Origin of the sequence: Streptomyces sp. NPDC088812 (genome assembly GCF_044750285.1) — a bacterium.
Classification (GTDB): Bacteria; Actinomycetota; Actinomycetes; order Streptomycetales; family Streptomycetaceae; genus Streptomyces.
Genome location: NZ_JBIVJP010000011.1, coordinates 224,270 through 243,586, shown reverse-complemented (window position 1 = coordinate 243,586; position 19,317 = coordinate 224,270). Strand labels below are relative to the sequence as shown.

Genomic DNA, 19,317 nt, shown 5'->3' with positions numbered 1-19,317 from the left:
CTCGGCCCGGCTAGGGGGCCCGGTCCGGGCGCGGGCGGTCCGGTCCGGCTCGCGCGTGGGGGCGGCCGCGGGGGCGGCTCCGCTCGGGCCACCGCGCGGGGGCGGCTGCGATGACCGGGCCCGCTCGGGCACACCGGGCCGGGGCAGCCGCGAGGGCTGGATCCGCGGGGGCGGCTGCGATGACCGGGCCCGCTCGGGCACACCGGGCCGGGACAGCCGCGAGGGCTGAATCCGCGGGCGCGAGCGCAGGAGCGGCTGTGCGACGGTCGCGGGCCGCTCTCGGGCCGCCGTGAGGGGGCTGTCGCGGCGGGCTGGGTCCTCCGGGGACCGCCGGGCCGGGGCGGCCCGCGACGGCCGGGGCCGCTCGGGTCGCTACGCCGGGGCGGCTGCCACAGTGGGGTCCCCTCGGGCCACCGTGCCGGGGCGGCGGTGAGGCGGGGGCAGGTGCGGCCCGCACCGTGCCGGGCCGGCACCCGGACGCCGGGTGCCCGGCTGAACGGCGGCTACTTCCTCTTGCGCTTCTTCTTCAGCAGCAGCCGCGGCAGGCCGGCGGGGATCTCCCGCCGGGTCGTGGCCGGCGACGGCCGCGGGGCCTCCGCCAGGGAGCCCTCGGGCAGCGGCACCGTCCCCCCGGTCGGCTCCAGGCGGACCACCCTGCACTCGGCCGCCCACCGCTCCGTCATCGCCTCCCCGTCGGGCGCGTTCAGCCGCTTGCCCTTGAGGTCGGCGACGGCCGCCCCGTACGCCTCGGTGCCGGGGGCGAGCTGGACGACCCGGGCGGTCCAGGAGACCAGCCGGCCGCCCTTGTCCTTGCTGCGCACGGTCACCTCGGCCGACGCGCCGTCGGCCAGGCCGGGCAGCGGCTGCTCGCCCGGTCCGTCACCGACCAGGCAGGCCGCGCCCTCGTGCCAGACGTGCCACAGCGCCCGCGCGGCCGGCTCACCGGCCGCCTTGACCCAGATGAGGCCGGACTTCTTGGTGGCCTCCTCGACGAGGGCCTGGTCGAGCAGCTCGCGTGTCATGGCCTCACCCTATCCAGGCGCGGTCACAGCCAGCCGTTGCGCTTCAGCGTGCGGTGGATGCCCAGGCAGAGGACGACCGTGACCGACATGATCACGGGGTAGCCGTACTTCCAGTGGGTCTCCGGCATGTAGTCGAAGTTCATGCCGTACACCCCGCAGACCATGGTCGGTACGGCGATGATGGCCGCCCAGGACGTGATCTTGCGCATGTCCTCGTTCTGGGCGACGGACGCCTGCGCGAGGTTGGCCTGGAGGATGGAGTTGAGCAGCTCGTCGAAGCCGATGACCTGCTCCTGGACGCGGGCGAGGTGGTCGGCGACGTCCCGGAAGTACTTCTGGATGTCGGGGTCGACCAGCCGCATGGGCCGCTCGCTCAGCAGCTGCATCGGCCGCAGCAGCGGCGAGACCGCGCGCTTGAACTCCAGCACCTCGCGCTTGAGTTGGTAGATCCGTCCGGCGTCGGTGCCGCGCGGGGCGCCCTTGCGGCCGGGCGAGAAGACCTCGGTCTCGACCTCGTCGATGTCGTCCTGGACGGCGTCGGCGACCGCGATGTAGCCGTCGACGACATGGTCGGCGATGGCGTGCAGCACGGCCGAGGGGCCCTTGGCGAGCAGCTCGGGGTCGTCCTGGAGGCGGCGGCGCAGTCCGCGCAGCGATCCCTGGCCGCCGTGCCGGACGGTGATGAAGAAGTCCTTGCCGGTGAAGCACATGACCTCGCCGGTCTCGACGACCTCGCTGTTGGCGTCGAGCTGGTCGTGCTCGACGTAGTGGATGGTCTTGAACACCGTGAACAGGGAGTCGTCGTACCGCTCCAGCTTGGGCCGCTGGTGGGCCTGGACGGCGTCCTCCACGGCCAGCGGGTGCAGCCCGAACTCGCCGGCGATCCCCGCGAACTCGGCCTCGGTGGGCTCGTGGAGCCCGATCCACACGAACCCGCCGTCGCGCCGCACCTGGCGCATCGCCTCCTGCGGGGTGAGCGGCGCGGGGGTGTGGACGCGGGCGCCGTCGCGGTAGACGGCGCAGTCGACGACGGCCGAGGGCGTGGCGGGGTCGCGGGTGGTGTCGTACGCGTGGCCGTCCTTGCGCGGGGAGGGACGGGACGGGCGGACCACGGCACGCAGGTCGCGGATCATCGACATGGCGGGCTCCTTCGCGACGGGCAACGAAAGGCGCCGACGACGGGTGGAACTACCCGGAATGGGGACGTCCTGACTCCAGATGTTTGGCACGTCCACAAAGCGGGGAGCACCGCACCGTCGCGGTGGCGGGTTTCGCTACTGATTCAGCTACTGCTTCAGATCAGAAGGACCAGCACGATCGGGCCCTGAGGACCGGTCGGACGGATCCGGTACAACGAAACGAAGTGCTCTTCCGTGTGAAGACGCGAGCGCGAACGCGAGAGGCGGCGATCGGCCGGAGCCACAGAGCTACATCAGCGGCGGGAAGAGCGAGTGGTACTGCACGGTCGACTTCGATCCATGACAGCCCCACCTCCTCCAGCCGGTCCCCCGTAGGGGAGTACCTTCGGCGTCGGGGCTTGATCGCGACGCTTCTGCGTGCTGCCCCGAACCACCGGGCAAGAGTATCAGCCGACGGAAGTGTCAAGGCGCTGCTTTGCCCGGTACTGACGAGTTCTATTCTCGCGGCATGACGGATGTTCTCCCTTTGGTCGAGGCCCGGTTGCGTACCGCGCTGGGTGAGCCGGACGCCCGTGCCGCGGTCACCTTCCTCGGTACGGACCGCGTCGAGGTGCTGCGCTTCCAGGAGGGTGACATCGTGCGCTACGCCACACTCGGCATGTCCGCGCAGCCGATGGGCGACCCCACCGCGATGGTCGCCGACCCGGTCCGGGGGCCGCGCGCCGAGTTGGTCCTGTCCGTGCGGAGCGGTCTCGCCGACACCGACAAGGTGCTCCGCCCGCTCGCCGTGCTCGCCGCGTCCCCGCAGGTCGAGGGTGTGGTCGTGACCCCCGGCGCCTCCCTCGACGTCGGTGAACCCCTGTGGCCCGGCGCGCCGTTCACCTCGGTGCTGGTCGCCGAGCCGGGCGGTCTGGTCGAGGACCTGGACCTCGACGAGCCCCTCGACCCGGTCCGCTTCCTGCCGCTGCTGCCGATGACGCCGAACGAGGCCGCCTGGAAGCGCGTGCACGGCGCCCAGGCACTCCAGGAGCGCTGGCTCACGCACGGGACGGACCTGCGGGATCCGTCCCGCAGGTCCGTCCCGCTGGACTGACGGCACGTGAGCAAGGTCACCGACATGCACCTGGGGCCCGCCGTTTGACCGTACGCCGACTCGGCCGGCGAAGACGGTGACGCCCTTCTCCGACTCGGCCGGCGAAGACGGTGACGCCCTTCTCCGACTCGGCCGGCGAAGACGGTGGCGACGGTGACGCCTTTCGCCGGTTCAGTCGGCGAAGACGGTGACGCCGTCCTCCGTGGCGTGCCGGGGCGCGAGTTCTTCCGCGTCGTGCTCCAGCGCCCCGCGCCGTACGACGACCACCAGCGCGCCGGCGGCCGCGGTGAGCGCCGCCACGACGAACGGGACGTGGACGTCGGTCCACTCCTCGATCTTGGGCGCGAAGTAGGGAGCGGCCGCCGCCGCGAACCACCGCACGAAGTTGTAGCCCGCGCTCGCCACCGGGCGCGGTGCGTCCGACACGCCCAGGGCGAGCTCCGTGTACACGGTGTTGTTCACGCCGATGGAGGCGCCGGACAGGATCGTGCAGACGACGGCCGCGGTGTGGCCGCCGTAGCCGAGGACCAGCACGTCGGCGGCGAGCAGCACCAGGGAGCCGCCGAGCACCTTCAGCGAGCCGAACCGCTTCTGCAGGCGTGGTGCCACGACGACGGAGAAGACGGCGAGCAGCACACCCCAGGCGAAGAACACCGCCCCCGACCTGTACGGCGTCATGTTCAGCACGAACGGGGTGAAGGCCAGCACGGTGAAGAACGTGTAGTTGTAGAAGAAGGCCGACGCGGCCGCCGAGGCGAGGCCGCCGTGACCGAGGGCCCGGATCGGGTCGAGGAGGGAGGTCCTGCGGGCCGGCCGCGGCTGCTCCTTCAGGAACGCCGTGATGCACAGGAAGCCGATCGCCATCAGGACCGCGGTGCCGAAGAAGGGGTAGCGCCAGCTCGCGTCGCCGAGCAGCGCGCCCAGCAGCGGCCCGCACGCCATGCCGAGGCCCAGGGCGGACTCGTACAGCAGGATCGCGGCCGCGCTGCCGCCCGCCGCCGCGCCGACGATGACGGCGAGGGCGGTGGAGACGAACAGGGCGTTGCCCAGGCCCCAGCCGGCGCGGTAGCCGACGAGCTGGCCGACCGTGTCCGAGGTGCCGGACAGGCCCGCGAAGACCACGACCAGGGCGAGGCCGAGCAGCAGGGTCTTGCGGCCGCCGATGCGGCTGGAGACGAAGCCGGTCAGCAGCATCGCGAAGGCGGTGATGAGGAAGTAGGACGTGAAGAGGAGGGAGACCTGGCCGGTCGTGGCGTCCAGACCCTGGGCGATGGACGGCAGGATCGGGTCGACCAGTCCGATGCCCATGAAGGCGACGACGGACGCGCCGGCGGTCGCCCACACCGCCTTGGGCTGCCGCAGTATGCCGCCGGCTCCGGTGCCGGCCGCGGTGCCGGCGGCGGAGCCCGTGTCGAAGGGGTCCATGCCTGCTCCGATCCCGGGGGGATGGTTGGTGTATACACATAGTAAGTTAGTCGCTCTAATTAATGCAACTTACATCTATATCGGGAGGTGGGGGGTGCCGCCACCCGTGCCCCGGCAGCCGTCCGGACGGGTGATCGTCCTTGACGTGGAGGGAACGGGGTAGGACCGTGGGGCTCTATGAGGGGCGAACCCAGTTGCCCGAAGTGTGGTGGCCGGGTCAGGGCTCCCGGTCTCTTCGCCGATTCCTGGCAGTGCGAAGTGCACGGGACGGTGCATCCGCTGCAGCCCGTGATCCCGCCCAGCGTCGAGGCCCTCAGTGTCGTCGTCCACCGCACCCAGGTGCCGGTGTGGATGCCGTGGCCGCTGCCGGTCGGCTGGCTGTTCACGGGGGTGGCGTACGCCGGTGACGACCGCAGTGGCGGCCGGGCCTCCGCCGTGGCCTGCTCCGGTCCCGGCCCGCTCGGAGGGGTGGGCGAGCTGATCCTCGTCGCCGAGGAGCTCGGTGTCGGTCTCGGTGCGCGATACGCCGGCATCGACGGGCCGGACCCCGGCCCGTACCTGGACGTCGAGAAGCCGCCCCAGGCCAAGGTGCTCGCCGCCGGCCGCCCGACCCCGCTCTGGCACGTCTCCGGCTCCCCCGACGACCGGGCGGTCTTCGCGGGCGAGGCGCGCGGGCTGTGGCTGTGGGCGGTGGCGTGGCCCGAGCAGTCCGGGCTCCTCATGTACGACGAGCTGGTGCTGACGGACCTGCGGGACGCGGGTGCGGAGATAGAGCTGGTGCCGTGCGGCGCGCTGTCGCCACGGCTGTTGAAACCCTAGGAGCCGACTGTAGGGGGTGCCTCCGGGGTGCGGGTGTGACAGGGGTCTGCGAGGTGCGGTTATGCTGGAGCGTCCCCTCCCGCCCCGTCACCGCCTGGAGCCCGCGTCGTGCGTATCGACCTGCACTGCCACTCCACGGCCTCCGACGGCACGGACACCCCGGCCGAGCTGGTGCGCAACGCCGCCGTGGCCGGCTTGGACGTCGTCGCCCTCACCGATCACGACACCACGCGCGGGTACGCCGAGGCGGTCGCCGCGCTGCCGGAGGGGCTCACCCTCGTCACCGGCGCCGAACTGTCCTGCCGTGTCGACGGCGTCAGCATGCACATGCTGGCCTACCTGTTCGACCCGGAGGAGCCCGGGCTGCTCGCCGAGCGGGAGCTCGTTCGCGACGACCGGGTGCCGCGCGCCCGGGGCATGATCGCCAAGCTGAACGAGCTGGGCGTGCCCGTCACCTGGGAGCAGGTCGCGCGCATCGCCGGAGACGGGTCCGTCGGGCGGCCGCACGTCGCCACGGCGCTGGTGGAGCTCGGCGTCGTCCCGACCGTGGGTGACGCGTTCACGCAGGACTGGCTGGCCGACGGTGGCCGGGCCTTCGTCGAGAAGCACGAGACCGACCCCTTCGAGGCGATCCGCCTGGTCAAGGCCGCGGGCGGGGTGACGGTCTTCGCGCACCCGGGTGCGAGCAAGCGAGGCCGTACGGTGCCGGAGTCCGCGATAGCCGACATGGCCGCCGCCGGCCTCGACGGCATCGAGGTCGACCACATGGACCACGACGCGGACACCCGCGCGCGGCTGCGGGGGCTCGCCGGCGAACTGGGTCTGCTGGTGACCGGCTCCAGCGACTACCACGGCAGCCGGAAGACCTGTGTGCTCGGCGAGTACACGACCGACCCCGAGGTCTACGGGGAGATCACCCGGCGCGCCACGGGGGCGTTCCCGGTGCCGGGGACCGGCGGGGCCTGAGGCCCAGGCCCGGCTCCGTCCGTTCGGCGTCCGGCGTCCGCTGTCCGGCGTCCGGCGTCCGCCGTCCCGCGTTCGCCGCACCGTCCTGGTCGTTCACACCGCCCTGGACTGGCTCATGGCGTCCGGACTCGCTCACCCTCCACGGTCCAGCGACCGGCCTCCGTCGCCGTCCTCCCGGCGGCCCCACCCCTTTTCCGTACGTTCGCGCCTGGGCGCGTAGTTTCCGCAAGGCCTTGTATCGATGTTCGACCTCGCCGTCTTCGGCTCCCTCTTCCTCACCCTGTTCGTCATCATGGATCCCCCCGGGATCACCCCAGTCTTCCTCGCACTGACCGCCGGGCGCCCGGCCGCCGTCCAGAAGCGGATGGCCTTCCAGGCCGTCTGCGTGGCCGGCGGGGTGATCGCCGTGTTCGGCCTCCTCGGGCACCAGATCCTCGACTACCTGCATGTGTCCGTGCCCGCGCTGATGATCGCGGGCGGGCTGCTGCTCCTGCTGATCGCACTGGACCTGCTGACCGGCAAGACCGACGAGCCGAAGCAGACCAAGGACGTCAACGTCGCGCTCGTCCCGCTGGGCATGCCGCTGCTCGCCGGTCCGGGCGCGATCGTGTCGGTGATCCTGGCCGTGCAGAAGGCCGACAGCGCCGCCATGCAGCTGTCGGTGTGGACGGCGATCCTCGCCATCCACGGGGTGCTGTGGCTGGTGATGCGCCATTCGCTGCTGATCATCCGGGTCATCAAGGACGGCGGTGTGGTGCTGGTGACACGGCTCGCGGGCATGATGCTCTCCGCGATCGCCGTGCAGCAGATCATCAACGGGGTCACGCAGGTGATCCGGGCGAACTGAGCAGTCCCGGGTCGGGCCGGCCCGACCCGGGAAAACGTACGGAGCCCCGTACGGCATTCGAGTGACTGCCGTACGGGGCTCCGAAATGCGTGAAGGGGGATCCGCGGGTTACGAGGCCGAGGTGTCGGCCGGGCGGATCCACAGCCGCTGCCCTATGGCGGCGGCCTGCTGAACGATCCGGTTGACGGAGGCGGCGTCCACGACGGTGCTGTCCACGGGCGTGCCGTCGACGTCGTCGAGTCGCATGATTTCGAAGCGCATGGCTTCTCCCTTCGTCTGGTCATCCTCCTGAGGAGAACTACTGATGAGTGACCCATGGGACGACGGTGCCCCCTGGTCCGTTCGTATTCAACGCGGTGCGTGTTACAAACATTCCCTACGCTAAAGAAATTTTTCGAACGACTAATTACTAACGAGTAAGAGAGCTTCGTGGACCGAACGGGACCGGTTGTGTTCGCAGCGTGACCGCCGGGAGAATGGAGGTGATGAACGACGACCTCCCGGCCCTCGCCGCCCGCATCGACCGCACGAACGAGCTGCTGAACCGCATGCTCGCCGAGGTGGCGAAGACACCCTCGACCCACGCGATCTTCGTCGACGCGGGGTACCTGTACGCGGCCGCGGGCCGGCTCATCGCGGGGACCGAGGACCGCCGGGCCTTCGACCTGGACGCCGAGGGCCTGATCGAGGCGCTCATCGACCGGGCGCGGACCATCTTCGCGGACAGCCGGCTGCTGAGGGTCTACTGGTACGACGGCGCCCGGCGCCGCATCCACACCGCCGAACAGCAGACCATCGCCGAACTCCCGGACGTCAAGGTCCGCCTGGGCAACCTCAACGCCAACAACCAGCAGAAGGGCGTCGATTCCCTGATCCGCACCGACCTGGAGTCCCTCGCCCGGCACCGCGCCATCAGCGACGCGGCCCTCCTCGGCGGCGACGAGGACCTGGTGTCGGCGGTGGAGGCGGCCCAGGGCTACGGCGCCCGCGTCCACCTCTGGGGCATCGAGGCCCCGGAGGGCCGCAACCAGGCGGAGCCCCTGCTCTGGGAGGTCGACAGCCAGCGCACCCTCGACCTCGACTTCTTCAAGCCGTACGTCTCACGGCGCACCACCCCCGCCTACGAGCCGGCCGGCGCGGCCCGGCCCACCCGTGAGGACGTCCGCTTCGTCGGCGCCCAGATCGCCGCGAAGTGGCTGGCGGCGCGGGGCAGGGAGTCCCTCGGGGAACTGCTGCCCGGCCACCCCTACCTGCCCGGCTCCGTCGACCAGGACCTCCTGGTCGAGGCGGAGGGGCTCCTGCAGTACTCCCTGCGCGGCCAGGCGGACCTGCGGCGCGCGCTGCGGGACGGATTCTGGGAGCACCTTCAGACGCAGTACTAGCGGTACGGGCGGTGCTTGGTGGTACGCGCGGTGCTTGGTGGTACCGGTAGTACTTGGTGGTACTGGCAGTGCTGCGGTGACTGGCGGTGCTGGCGGGGCCACTGGTGCTTGCGCTACCAGTGGCCCGGCCCGGCCCAGGGCCGGTGGTGCCGCAGGACGGTCGGCTAGAGGTCGCCCCGGTCCTGGCGGACCTTGTCCCAGAAATCTGCGAGGCCGTGGGCCGTCGGCAGGGGTTGGTCCATGTTCGGCGAGTGCTCCGCGTCCGGGACGACCGTCCGGTGCGCACCCAGCCGTACGCCCATGCCGTCGAGGACCGTCACCGGCCAGGTGTCGTCGCGGGCCCCCGACAGGACGTGGAACGGCAGCGGAACGGCGGCGAGTTCGTCGACGCGGTCCGGCTCGACGGTCAACTGGCGGCCGGTGGCGAGGAGTTGCGCGGGCTTGTGGTTCAGCCAGCGCTGCCGCAGACGGGCGAGGCCACCGAGGCCGCGGGCCGGCCCACCGACCTCTTCCGGCGGGCCCATCGCCAGGATGGCCTCCCACACCTCGGACATCGTCAGCACCGCGAGCGCCTCGTGCAGCAGCCGCACGCGTTGCTGCTGGGCCGGGGAGATCCTGCCTGGGCCCGAGGAGAGCAGGGTGAACGAGACGAAGGGGGAGTGGTCCAGGAGGACGGCGGCCCGGGCGATCTGTCCGCCCAGGGAGTGCCCGACGAGGTGGACGGGCGTGTCGAGGGCGGCCGCCTGGGCGAGCACGTCCCGCGCCAACTCCTGCTGTGCGTAGGGCGCTTCGTCGTGCGCGGGACCGTCCGACTCGTTCTGTCCGCGCCCGTCGACGGCTACGGTGCGGTACCCGCGCGCCGCGAGGGGCTCGTGCAGGAGGTGGAAGTCCTCCTTGCTGCCGGTGAACCCGGGCACCAGCAGCGCGACCCCCCGGGGCTCGACCCCGGCGGCCACGGGTGCGTCGACGACGGCGAACTCACCGCGCGCGGTGTGCAGGCGGTGGGCGCGGGCGCCGGGAGGGGGCGTGAAGCTGATCGGCGTGGTCACGGGGCGAGGTTATCGGGCGGGTGGGCCGGGGCGGTGTCCGGTGCCCGGTGTCGTGTGGAACGCCGACGGCCCGGCGCCTCCGGGCGGGAGGAACCGGGCCGTCGGGCCGTTCTGCCTTGCCTTGCCTTGCCTTGCCTTGCCGGGCCGTTCCGGCCGGCGATCAGCCGTCCGCGGGCTCCGCGGGGACCGTCGCCTTGCGGGTGGTGCGGCGTGCCCTCGGCTTCGCTTCGGCCGTATCGGCTGCCGTGCCCGGGGTGGTGTCGACCGTCGTCGTGGTGGCGGCGGTCTTGCGGGTGCGGCGGGGCTTGGGCTCCGGTTCCGCGGTGGCCTGGGCCGGGATGGCGGCGGTGGTGGCCGGTTCCGGCTGGGTGGCCTTGCGGGTGGTGCGGCGGCGGGGCTTGGCCTCGGTGCCTTCGGCGGTGTCGACGGCCGCGACGGCGTCGGCAGCCTCGGCGGGTGCCTCGGTCGGTGCATCGGCCGGAGCGGTGGCCGCGGTCTTGCGGGTGCGGCGCGGCTTGGCCACGGGGGCCGCCTCCGCGGCGTCAGCCGGGGTCTCGGCCTTCACCGCCGTCTTCCGCGTGCGACGGGGCTTGGCCTCGGGGGCCGCCTCCGCGGCGTCAGCCGGGGTCTCGGCCTTCACCGCCGTCTTCCGCGTGCGACGGGGCTTGGCCTCGGTGGCCTCGGCCGTACCGGCCGTGGTCTCGGCCGTACCGGCCGTGGTCTCGGCCTTCGCCGTCGTCTTGCGGGTGCGGCGGGGCTTGGCCTCGACGGCTTCGGCCGTGTCGACCGCCGCTTCGGCCGCGTCGGTCGCAGTGGCCGCAGCGGTCGCCTTGCGCGTACGGCGCGGCTTGGCCTCGGCCGCGTCCGGGGCGACCTCCGGAGCGTCGACGCTCGCGGCGGCGGCCTTCCGGGTGCGGCGCGGCTTGGCCACCGTCGCCTCGGCCGTGTCGACGGCGGCTTCCGCCGTCGTCGTCGCCTTACGGGTGCGGCGGGGCTTCGCCACCACGGGATCCGCCGGTGCCGGCGTTTCCTCGGCGGCCGTCGCGGGTGCCGTCGTCGCGCTGTCCGTCGCCGCGCTGTCCGTCGTCGTGGTGGCGGCGGTCTTGCGGGTGCGGCGGGGCTTGGGCTCCGGTTCCGCGGTGGCCTGGGCCGGGATGGCGGCGGTGGTGGCCGGTTCCGGCTGGGTGGCCTTGCGGGTGGTGCGGCGGCGGGGCTTGGCCTCGGTGCCTTCGGCGGTGTCGACGGCCGTGACGGCGTCGGCAGCCTCGGCGGGTGCCTCGGTCGGTGCATCGGCCGGAGCGGTGGCCGCGGTCTTGCGGGTGCGGCGCGGCTTGGCCTCGGGGGCCGCCTCCGCGGCCTCGACCGTGTCGACCGTCGCGACGGCGGTCTCGGCCGGGGCCGCGGCCGCGGTCTTACGGGTGCGGCGGCGCGGCTTGGCCTCCACGGCCTCCACGGCCTCCGCCGAGTCGACGGCGGCTTCGGCGGCGGTGGCCACCGCGGCCTGCGCGACCGTGTCCGCCGTGGGCTCGACGACCGTCGCCGCCGGCGTCTCGACGGCCGTCTCGGCCGGGGCGTCCGCCCCGCGACGGGTGCGGCGGCGCCTCGGCTTCGTCGGCGTCTCCGGGGTGTCCAGAGCCGGGCTCTCCGCCGTCGTCACGGCCGTTTCCGCGGCCTCGGGTGCGAGGGCGGGGGCAGTGACGGTGTCGGTCGCGGCCGGTGCGGCGTTGACGGCCTCCTGCGCGGCACCGCCGCGCGTACGGCGGCGACGGCGCGGAGTGCGCGAGGGAGCCGCGTCCTCAGCCACCGGGGTCGGCTCCACGACGGGAGCGGAAGCGGATGCGGCGGTGGGAGCGGCAGCCGGCGTCGCGTCGAGCGAGGACCCGCCCCGGGTACGGCGTCGGCGGCGCGGCGTCCGCGCGGAGCGCTCGTGGTCGGCGGAGCGGGACTCGTCCCGGCCGCCGCCGCGGCGGTCACCGCGACCGCGTCCACCACGGCCGCCCGGCTCGCCCAGGTCCTCCAGCTCCTCCGCGTCGAGCCCGGCGCGGGTGCGCTCCGAACGGGGCAGGACGCCCTTGGTGCCGGCGGGGATGCCCAGGTCCTCGAAGAGGTGCGGGGACGTGGAGTACGTCTCCGGCGGATCGGCGAAGTCGAGCTCCAGCGCCTTGTTGATCAGCTGCCAGCGGGGGATGTCGTCCCAGTCGACGAGCGTGATCGCCGTGCCCTTCGCACCCGCGCGGCCCGTACGGCCGACGCGGTGCAGGTACGTCTTCTCTTCCTCGGGGGACTGGTAGTTGACGACGTGGGTGACGCCCTCGACGTCGATGCCGCGGGCGGCGACGTCGGTGCAGACGAGCACGTCGACCTTGCCGTTGCGGAAGGCGCGCAGCGCCTGTTCGCGGGCGCCCTGGCCGAGGTCGCCGTGGACCGCGCCGGAGGCGAAGCCGCGGCGCTGGAGCTGCTCGGCGATGTCGGCGGCCGTCCGCTTCGTGCGGCAGAAGATCATCGCGAGTCCGCGGCCGTCGGCCTGGAGCATGCGGGCGACCATCTCCGGCTTGTCCATGGAGTGCGCGCGGTAGACGAACTGCTTGATGTTCGCCACCGTCGCGCCCTCGTCGTCCGGAGCGGTGGCGCGGATGTGCGTGGGCTGCGACATGTAGCGGCGCGCGAGGCCGATGACCGCGCCCGGCATGGTCGCCGAGAACAGCATGGTCTGCCGCTTCGGCGGCAGCATGTCGATGATCTTCTCGACGTCGGGCAGGAAGCCCAGGTCGAGCATCTCGTCGGCCTCGTCGAGGACGAGGGACTTGATGTGCTTCAGGTTCAGCTTCTTCTGGCCCGCGAGGTCCAGCAGGCGGCCCGGGGTGCCGACGACCACGTCGACGCCCTTCTTCAGGGCCTCGACCTGCGGCTCGTACGCACGGCCGCCGTAGATCGCGAGGACGCGCACGTTGCGGACCTTGCCCGCGGTCAGCAGGTCGTTGGTGACCTGGGTGCACAGCTCGCGCGTGGGGACGACGACGAGCGCCTGCGGGGCGTCGGTGAGGTCCTCGGGACGGGCGCGGCCCGCCTCGACGTCCGCGGGGACGGTGACCCGCTCGAGAAGGGGGAGGCCGAAGCCGAGCGTCTTGCCCGTGCCGGTCTTGGCCTGGCCGATGACGTCCGTGCCCGACAGGGCCACGGGGAGCGTCATCTCCTGGATGGGGAAGGGGGTGATGATGCCGACGGCCTCGAGGGCTTCGGCGGTCTCGGGGAGGATTCCGAGCTGTCGGAACGTAGTAGTCAGGGTGCTGCCTCTTCTGTGTGCGCGGTGCGAGGCGAGCGCGGGGGGTCTTTGACGGACCGTGCCGGGGACGTCGGCTGCCTTACGGGCAAACCGCTGGGGCAAGCCGTATGGCACGGGACCACTGCCGACGCTCTAGCGCTCGTACCGCTGAGGGGTTCCCTCCGGTCGCCGTACGCGATGTGCCGTACGAGCCGGTAGGGCTGTCGGGTCGGAGCCGATCGGGCCACCGACCGGGCATCCTCATACGTGCGGCCCGTCGAGATACGTCAACGTACTCAGCAGGCGCATTACCACCATACCCTGGATTCGCGCACATGCGATGGCCGATTCGGTCACGTTGTGGTTGTCACACCGACGGGCCCGGTCCTCGGAGCGTCGTGGCGGCACTGTTCGACCAGGGCCTTCCCGCGCGCGGCGGGCGAGCTATTGTGCGCTTCATGACGACCTCTGACAAGCCCGAGCACGCCGCCACCGGTATCGCAGCCCAGGACTGGGCGAGCGCCTCCACGGATCCCCAGTACCGCGCCGCGGTCGTGGACCTGCTCGGCGCGCTCGCGTACGGCGAGCTGGCGGCGTTCGAACGGCTCGCCGAGGACGCCAAGCTGGCGCCCTCGCTGGAGGACAAGGCGGAGCTGGCGAAGATGGCGTCGGCCGAGTTCCACCACTTCGAGCGGCTGCGCGACCGGCTCACGGAGATCGGTCAGGAGCCGACGGGTGCGATGGAGCCGTTCGTCGCCGCGCTCGACGGCTTCCACCGGCAGACGGCTCCCTCGGACTGGCTCGAGGGTCTCGTCAAGGCCTACGTCGGCGACTCGATCGCCAGCGACTTCTACCGGGAGGTCGCCGCGCGCCTGGACTCCGACACCCGCGCGCTGGTGCTGGCCGTGCTCGACGACACCGGGCACGCGGGATTCGCCGTGGACCGGGTACGTGCGGCGATCGACGCCGACCCGCGCGTGGGCGGACGTCTCGCCCTGTGGGCGCGGCGGCTGATGGGCGAGGCACTGTCGCAGTCCCAGCGGGTGGTCGCGGACCGCGACGCGCTGTCGACGATGCTGGTGGGCGGTGTCGCGGACGGCTTCGACCTCGCGGAGGTCGGCAGGATGTTCTCCCGGATCACCGAGGCGCACACCAAGCGGATGGCCGCTCTGGGCCTGGCGGCCTAGCGTTCGCTCGCGGAGTGCGCGGGACGCGTTCAGCTCCTCGGCCGGGCGTCGCTGATCCGCCACACCCTCGCTGATCCGCCACGCCCTCACTGAGTCACTGCATCGTCGCTTCCGCTCCGCCGAACGCTTGCCCTAGGCCGTCGCTGATCGTCGGCGGAGCCGGCGGCCCGCGGGACGCAGCAGCAGGGAGAGCGAGGCGGCGGAGACGACCGCCGCGCCGATGAGGCTCACCGGTGCGGAGCCGGGGCCCAGCGCACTGTGGGTGACGAAGTCGCCGAAGAGGGCTCCGGCGACGCCCGTCGCGAAGACCAGGGTGGGCGTCGGCAGCCGGTGGGACAGACGGTGGACCGCCGCCCACGCGAGCACCAGACCGAGCACAGCGGAGCTGAGCGCTTCCAGAATCATGCGGGTCCCTCCGAGACGGCCTGGCTGTGCATCGAGGTCGTAGCCGGTCTTACCCGTGACCTGCGGAATGCAATCCTCCTCTGTGGCCGAGATGTGCTCCATCTGTGGAGGCCCGGACGGGTGTACGGAGGGAGCGGCCGGGCCCGGTCGGTGGGTGCCGGAGACGGGGCGGAGAGAGGCGAAGAGGAGCGCGGGGCGGAGCGGCGCGCAGAGGAGGAGCGGAGACAAGAAGGGGCCCGGCGACCATACGGTCGCCGGGCCCCTTCCCGCGTGTTCGTCTACAGCGCGCCGAAACCCACCTTGCGCGGGGCCGGCTCACCCAGCTCGACGTAGGCCAGGCGGTCGGCCGGGACCAGGACCTTGCGGCCGTGCTGGTCCACGAGGCTGAGCAGCTGCGACTTTCCGGCCAGGGCCTCGGCCACTACCCGCTCGACCTCCTCGGGAGTCTGACCGCTCTCCAGAACGATCTCGCGGGGCGCGTGCTGCACGCCGATCTTGACCTCCACGGCTATGTCCCTCCGACGGTCAGTGGTGCGCGGGCGTCCGCGCCGTACGCTGCACACATTAGCCCGGTGAGGGGACGGACACGGCATGGCCGTCCACGCCACGAGCGAACAGCGGACGGGAACAAACGGCCGACACGCGGGAACGGCTCAGTGCTGATCGGTGCCGTGCAGCGGGAAACCGGCGATGCCGCGCCAGGCCAGCGAGGCCAGCAGCTGCACCGCCTGGTCACGCGGGACGCTGCGGTCGCTGTGCAGCCAGGAGCGGGCCACCACCTGGGCGAGCCCGCCGAGACCCGAGGCCAGCAGCATCGACTCCGCGCGCGAGAGACCGGTGTCCTCGGCGATCACGTCGCAGATCGCCTCGGCGCACTCGTTGGTGACCTTGTCGACGCGTTCGCGCACCGCGGGCTCGTTCGTCAGGTCCGACTCGAAGACCAGCCGGAAGGCCCCTCCGTCGTCCTCGACGTACGCGAAGTAGGCGTCCATCGTCGCGCGGACGCGCTGCTTGTTGTCCGTGGTCGACGCGAGCGCGCTGCGGACCGCCTGGATGAGCGACTCGCAGTGCTGGTCCAGCAGGGCGAGGTAGAGATCGAGCTTGCCCGGGAAGTGCTGGTAGAGCACCGGCTTGCTGACACCGGCACGCTCGGCGATGTCGTCCATCGCGGCCGCGTGGTAGCCCTGTGCGACAAATACTTCCTGGGCGGCGCCCAGCAGCTGGTTCCGTCGGGCACGGCGCGGCAGGCGCGTGCCTCGCGGGCGCGCCGCCTCAGTTTGCTCGATGGCTGTCACGCCGCCTCCCAAAGTCGTCCTCTTGCGGTGTGCCGCCGCGCCGCCATCGTACTTTTCGGTAACCGTGCTGTGCGCGGTGCGAGCGCAGAATTTCACGGACCGGACGGTGACAAAAGCCGTACGCAAGGTTTCAAAGCAGGGCGTTGTGGGCACACTGCGGCTCCGTCCCAGGTCGGCGCAGGTCGATATGGCCGTGGGTTGCCGTCGGTCCCTGGCTCCGGGGCGCTGTCACCGGTCCGCGGCTCCGGGTTGCCGTCCCGTCAGCGGTAGTCGTCCTCGTCTAGCGAGACGACACGGGCCTGTTCCACGAGGTCGGCCTCGTTCGCCCGGGCGGGGTCCACGCCCTCCAGGGGGTCGTCGCGCTCCGGTGCGACGTCCGTGTGCTGCTGGGCGGCATCGTTCTCCGGGGCCTCGACGTCGAACTCCTCCGCGTCGTCCTCCGTGAACGTCTCGGGATCGGTGGGGTCTATGGGGTCGATGGCCATGGCGGGCTCCCTTCCTACGAACGTCCCTGAAGATGCAGGGGCCACACGCGGGTGCCCTCTGTACGAGCCTAGGAGACACCCCTTTCGGACGCTATGCGATGTGCCCGCGATCCGTGCGGCCATCCGGACCTGCCCCGCAGCTGTGACGCCGAACACACGGGTCCCGACGTGATCACCTCGTAACATTGCCGCATGTCTTCGACCGAGCTGCCGTCCGTGCCGCCCACCGACGTGCTGCCGGAGGCCGCGTCCGTCCGGATCGCCGAAGGCGAGCGGCTCCGGTCGGTCGGACTGCCGGGCGTCACCCTGAAGATCCGCAGCAGGCCGCACGCGCGCGAGGGACTCGAACCGGCGCTGTACGTGCACGGGTTGGGCGGTTCCTCGCAGAACTGGTCCGCGCTGATGGCGCTGCTCGACGGGGTCGTCGACAGCGAGGCCGTCGACCTGCCCGGCTTCGGCGACTCACCGCCGCCGGACGACGGCGACTACTCCGTCACGGCACACGCGCGTGCCGTCATCCGCTACCTCGACGCGTCCGCGCGCGGGCCCGTGCACCTCTTCGGAAACTCCCTCGGCGGCGCGGTCTCCACGCGCGTCGCCGCGGTCCGCCCCGACCTCGTCCGCACGCTCACGCTCGTCTCGCCCGCCCTGCCGGAGCTGCGCGTGCAGCGCACCGCGGTGCCGACGGGACTGATCGGCCTGCCCGGGGTGGCCACGCTCTTCAACCGGTTCACCCGCGCGTGGACGGCCGAACAGCGCGTCCGTGGCGTCACCGCCCTGTGCTACGGCGACCCCGGGCGGGTCTCGCCGGAGGCGTTCCGCCACGCGGTGGAGGAGATGGAGCGGCGCCTGCGGCTGCCGTACTTCTGGGACGCGATGACACGTTCCGCGCGCGGGCTGGTCAGCGCCTACACCCTGGGCGGCCAGCACGGGCTGTGGCGCCAGGCCGAACGCGTCCTGGCCCCCACCCTCCTCGTCTACGGCGGCCGCGACCAGCTCGTCGGTTTCCGCATGGCCCAGCGGGCCGCACGGGCGTTCCGCGACTCCCGTCTGCTCACACTGCCGGACGCCGGGCACGTGGCGATGATGGAGTACCCGGAGACGGTGGCGATGGCGTTCAGGGAGCTGCTGGCGGAGAGCGGCCCGAGGGCCCGTCCGGGAACCGGCCGGGACCGTGAAGCGTTGTTCGAGCGGACCGGCGGGTCCGCGGACACGGGGAGCTGAGGGGGGTCGTGGGACGCCACAGCCGACGGGGGCCCGCGCCCAAGAGCGCGTCGCAGAGCGGTTCGGGGGGAGCCTCACCGGCACCGGCACCGGCACCGGCACCGGGAGTCCCCGCCGGGGACACGGCGCGGGACGGTCGGGGCGATCGGGGTGATCGGGACGGTCGCGGTCCGGGGACCGCGGGCCGGTCCGTCGACGGCACGCCGGTACAGGGCACGCCGCGGATTCCCGACGGCACGCCGGCGTACGGCACGCCGCGGTTCCCGGACGGCACTCCGGCCGGTGGTGTGCCCCGGGTCGCTCATGGCGCTCAGGCCGGTGGTGTGCCCCGGGTCCCCGGCGGGCCGTCGGCCCAGGGCGCGCCGAGGCTCCCCGACGGGACGCCGGCCCGCGGCACCCCAGGCCTCGCCGACGGCACGCCCGCCGGCGGCACGCCGAGGCTTCCCGACGGCACGCCTGCCCGTGGCGTCCCGCGGGTCCGTGGCGGTCACCCGCAGCAGCGTGAGACCGGGGGAGGCTGGGGCGAGTTGGGCGGGCGGGCGGCCAGTGGTGCCGGTCCCGTGATCCCCCGTCAGCGGCCGGCGGCCTCGGGCGGGCCGCGCCAGGAGTACCTCGACGCCTTCGCCGAGGACGAGGACGTCTTCGCGCGTCGCAAGCCCGTGTCCGCCGCCGCGTCCGCGCGCGTCAGGGACCCGTACGACACCTTCAGCCCGCTCGATCCGGACGGCCGTCAGGGCCCGGACGGGCGCCGGGACCCCAGCGGCTCCCTGGACCCGGACGACTCCCAGGGCCGCCTCGGCGTGTCCGCCTCCGTCGCGGACCCGGACGCGGCCCGCCGCCCGCCCGGCGCCGCCGACGGCGCGCCGCCCACCGGTGAGCCCGCGGCCGCCGCGAAGGGCGGCAAGGGGCGGGCGTTCACCGGGGTCGCGGCCGCCGCCGTCACCACCGTGCTGGCCGTCGTGGTGGCCGGGCAGGTCGCCGACTCGCGCGGGAGCGAGAACTCCGTCCAGTCGCAGTCCGCGGCCGACCAGGCCGGCCGTGACGTCAGCGACTCCTCCGGGCGCGGGGACGACCGGCCGAGCCCCTCCGCGTCGGCCGCGGCGGCACCGCTGACGTACGAGCAGAAGATGGCCCGGAAGTACGAGATCAGCGCCACGCTCGAAGGGCCGGGGACGTTCGAGGCGGTGCCCGGCGTCGACAAGGCGCCCGGCACGGGGCAGAAGTACACCTACCGGGTGGACGTCGAGGAGGGGCTGGGGCTCGACGCCGAGCTCTTCGCACAGGCCGTGCAGACGACGCTGAACGACGACCGCAGCTGGGCGCACAACGGCGCGCGCACCTTCGAGCGGATCTATTCGGGCGACCCCGACTTCGTCATCACGCTGGCCAGCCCCGGCACCACCGCGGACTGGTGCGCCAGATCGGGCCTGGACACCACCGTGGACAACGTGTCCTGCGACTCGGCCGCCACCCAGCGCGTGATGATCAACGCCTACCGCTGGGCGCAGGGGTCCGAGACCTACGGCGACGCGATGCACTCCTACCGGCAGATGCTCATCAACCACGAGGTCGGCCACCGGCTCGGCTACAACCATGTCACCTGCGACAAGGACGGGGACCTCGCGCCGGTCATGCAGCAGCAGACGAAATTCCTCGAGCACGACGGGATCCGCTGTCTGCCGAACGCCTGGCCCTACCCCGAGAGCTGACGCACACG

The 19,317-nt window shown here is 72.6% G+C and carries 18 protein-coding genes; 8 read left to right on the top strand and 10 right to left on the bottom strand.

The window, feature by feature from the left end:
* Positions 1-503: 503 nt before the first annotated feature.
* Complete coding sequence (locus ACIP67_RS21190; RefSeq protein WP_401693532.1) at positions 504-1,022, bottom strand: hypothetical protein; 519 nt, start codon at positions 1,020-1,022, stop codon at positions 504-506.
* Between the two features lie 23 nt (positions 1,023-1,045).
* Positions 1,046-2,161, bottom strand: coding sequence for a magnesium and cobalt transport protein CorA (locus ACIP67_RS21185; RefSeq protein ID WP_401693531.1), 1,116 nt, complete (start codon positions 2,159-2,161; stop codon positions 1,046-1,048).
* A gap of 508 nt (positions 2,162-2,669) precedes the next feature.
* On the opposite strand from ACIP67_RS21185, the gene ACIP67_RS21180 reads away from it, so the two are divergent.
* The gene (locus ACIP67_RS21180; RefSeq protein WP_401693529.1) at positions 2,670-3,254 is read left to right on the top strand and encodes a suppressor of fused domain protein; all 585 of its coding nucleotides are present in this window, start codon (positions 2,670-2,672) and stop codon (positions 3,252-3,254) included.
* A gap of 171 nt (positions 3,255-3,425) precedes the next feature.
* Here the strand turns inward: ACIP67_RS21180 and ACIP67_RS21175 are convergent, their stop codons facing one another.
* Complete coding sequence (locus ACIP67_RS21175; RefSeq protein ID WP_401693527.1) at positions 3,426-4,679, bottom strand: MFS transporter; 1,254 nt, start codon at positions 4,677-4,679, stop codon at positions 3,426-3,428.
* 177 nt (positions 4,680-4,856) lie between these two features.
* Here ACIP67_RS21175 and ACIP67_RS21170 point away from each other — a divergent pair, with 177 nt between their 5' ends.
* The 3 genes from ACIP67_RS21170 to ACIP67_RS21160 all read left to right on the top strand — a co-directional run bounded on the left by ACIP67_RS21170 (position 4,857) and on the right by ACIP67_RS21160 (position 7,311).
* Positions 4,857-5,498: a DUF6758 family protein gene (locus ACIP67_RS21170; RefSeq protein ID WP_401693526.1), complete on the top strand. Its 642-nt coding sequence runs from the start codon at positions 4,857-4,859 to the stop codon at positions 5,496-5,498.
* Positions 5,499-5,606: 108 nt separating this feature from the next.
* On the top strand, positions 5,607-6,464 hold the full coding sequence (locus ACIP67_RS21165) for a PHP domain-containing protein (RefSeq protein ID WP_401693525.1): 858 nt from the start codon (positions 5,607-5,609) through the stop codon (positions 6,462-6,464).
* Positions 6,465-6,705: 241 nt separating this feature from the next.
* Positions 6,706-7,311: a MarC family protein gene (locus ACIP67_RS21160; RefSeq protein ID WP_401693524.1), complete on the top strand. Its 606-nt coding sequence runs from the start codon at positions 6,706-6,708 to the stop codon at positions 7,309-7,311.
* A 108-nt stretch (positions 7,312-7,419) separates the two neighbouring features.
* Here ACIP67_RS21160 and ACIP67_RS21155 read toward each other — a convergent pair whose 3' ends face one another.
* Positions 7,420-7,572: a hypothetical protein gene (locus ACIP67_RS21155; RefSeq protein ID WP_007384531.1), complete on the bottom strand. Its 153-nt coding sequence runs from the start codon at positions 7,570-7,572 to the stop codon at positions 7,420-7,422.
* Positions 7,573-7,787: 215 nt separating this feature from the next.
* On the opposite strand from ACIP67_RS21155, the gene ACIP67_RS21150 reads away from it, so the two are divergent.
* On the top strand, positions 7,788-8,693 hold the full coding sequence (locus ACIP67_RS21150) for an NYN domain-containing protein (RefSeq protein ID WP_401693631.1): 906 nt from the start codon (positions 7,788-7,790) through the stop codon (positions 8,691-8,693).
* Between the two features lie 164 nt (positions 8,694-8,857).
* Here ACIP67_RS21150 and ACIP67_RS21145 read toward each other — a convergent pair whose 3' ends face one another.
* Both ACIP67_RS21145 and ACIP67_RS21140 read right to left on the bottom strand, forming a co-directional pair.
* A complete protein-coding gene (locus ACIP67_RS21145) occupies positions 8,858-9,742 on the bottom strand; it encodes an alpha/beta fold hydrolase (protein WP_401693522.1) in 885 nt (294 codons plus the stop codon).
* 160 nt (positions 9,743-9,902) lie between these two features.
* Entirely contained in the window at positions 9,903-12,932 is a 3,030-nt protein-coding gene (locus ACIP67_RS21140) for a DEAD/DEAH box helicase (protein ID WP_401693520.1), read from the bottom strand.
* Positions 12,933-13,453: 521 nt separating this feature from the next.
* Here ACIP67_RS21140 and ACIP67_RS21135 point away from each other — a divergent pair.
* On the top strand, positions 13,454-14,191 hold the full coding sequence (locus ACIP67_RS21135; protein WP_401693519.1) for a ferritin-like fold-containing protein: 738 nt from the start codon (positions 13,454-13,456) through the stop codon (positions 14,189-14,191).
* 132 nt (positions 14,192-14,323) lie between these two features.
* Here the strand turns inward: ACIP67_RS21135 and ACIP67_RS21130 are convergent, their stop codons facing one another.
* The 4 genes from ACIP67_RS21130 to ACIP67_RS21115 all read right to left on the bottom strand — a co-directional run bounded on the left by ACIP67_RS21130 (position 14,324) and on the right by ACIP67_RS21115 (position 16,376).
* Positions 14,324-14,596 (bottom strand): hypothetical protein, encoded by a 273-nt coding sequence (locus ACIP67_RS21130; RefSeq protein WP_389513995.1) that lies wholly within the window; start codon positions 14,594-14,596, stop codon positions 14,324-14,326.
* A gap of 278 nt (positions 14,597-14,874) precedes the next feature.
* Complete coding sequence (locus tag ACIP67_RS21125) at positions 14,875-15,102, bottom strand: DUF3107 domain-containing protein (protein WP_030784015.1); 228 nt, start codon at positions 15,100-15,102, stop codon at positions 14,875-14,877.
* A gap of 147 nt (positions 15,103-15,249) precedes the next feature.
* Positions 15,250-15,891, bottom strand: coding sequence for a TetR/AcrR family transcriptional regulator (locus ACIP67_RS21120; RefSeq protein ID WP_385061927.1), 642 nt, complete (start codon positions 15,889-15,891; stop codon positions 15,250-15,252).
* A gap of 260 nt (positions 15,892-16,151) precedes the next feature.
* Positions 16,152-16,376: a hypothetical protein gene (locus tag ACIP67_RS21115; protein ID WP_401693518.1), complete on the bottom strand. Its 225-nt coding sequence runs from the start codon at positions 16,374-16,376 to the stop codon at positions 16,152-16,154.
* A 192-nt stretch (positions 16,377-16,568) separates the two neighbouring features.
* Between ACIP67_RS21115 and ACIP67_RS21110 the strand changes: the two genes are divergently transcribed.
* Positions 16,569-17,600 carry an alpha/beta fold hydrolase gene (locus ACIP67_RS21110; RefSeq protein ID WP_401693517.1) on the top strand — a complete coding sequence of 344 codons (1,032 nt, stop codon included), beginning with the start codon at positions 16,569-16,571 and terminating at the stop codon, positions 17,598-17,600.
* 8 nt (positions 17,601-17,608) lie between these two features.
* Positions 17,609-19,309, top strand: a complete 1,701-nt coding sequence (locus ACIP67_RS21105; protein ID WP_401693516.1) for a DUF3152 domain-containing protein — start codon at positions 17,609-17,611, stop codon at positions 19,307-19,309.
* Positions 19,310-19,317: the final 8 nt, after the last annotated feature.

Bases quoted from the DNA above. Each gene is read 5' to 3' on its own strand.
- ACIP67_RS21170 (WP_401693526.1), top strand. From the start codon at position 4,857: ATGAGGGGCGAACCCAGTTGCCCGAAGTGTGGTGGCCGGGTCAGGGCT.
- ACIP67_RS21150 (WP_401693631.1), top strand. From the start codon at position 7,788: ATGGAGGTGATGAACGACGACCTCCCGGCCCTCGCCGCCCGCATCGAC.
- ACIP67_RS21110 (WP_401693517.1), top strand. From the start codon at position 16,569: ATGTCTTCGACCGAGCTGCCGTCCGTGCCGCCCACCGACGTGCTGCCG.
- ACIP67_RS21130 (WP_389513995.1), bottom strand. From the start codon at position 14,596: ATGATTCTGGAAGCGCTCAGCTCCGCTGTGCTCGGTCTGGTGCTCGCG.
- ACIP67_RS21175 (WP_401693527.1), bottom strand. From the start codon at position 4,679: ATGGACCCCTTCGACACGGGCTCCGCCGCCGGCACCGCGGCCGGCACC.
- ACIP67_RS21160 (WP_401693524.1), top strand. From the start codon at position 6,706: ATGTTCGACCTCGCCGTCTTCGGCTCCCTCTTCCTCACCCTGTTCGTC.
- ACIP67_RS21115 (WP_401693518.1), bottom strand. From the start codon at position 16,376: ATGGCCATCGACCCCATAGACCCCACCGATCCCGAGACGTTCACGGAG.
- ACIP67_RS21155 (WP_007384531.1), bottom strand. From the start codon at position 7,572: ATGCGCTTCGAAATCATGCGACTCGACGACGTCGACGGCACGCCCGTG.
- ACIP67_RS21140 (WP_401693520.1), bottom strand. From the start codon at position 12,932: ATGACGCTCCCCGTGGCCCTGTCGGGCACGGACGTCATCGGCCAGGCC.
- ACIP67_RS21190 (WP_401693532.1), bottom strand. From the start codon at position 1,022: ATGACACGCGAGCTGCTCGACCAGGCCCTCGTCGAGGAGGCCACCAAG.
- ACIP67_RS21180 (WP_401693529.1), top strand. From the start codon at position 2,670: ATGACGGATGTTCTCCCTTTGGTCGAGGCCCGGTTGCGTACCGCGCTG.
- ACIP67_RS21185 (WP_401693531.1), bottom strand. From the start codon at position 2,161: ATGTCGATGATCCGCGACCTGCGTGCCGTGGTCCGCCCGTCCCGTCCC.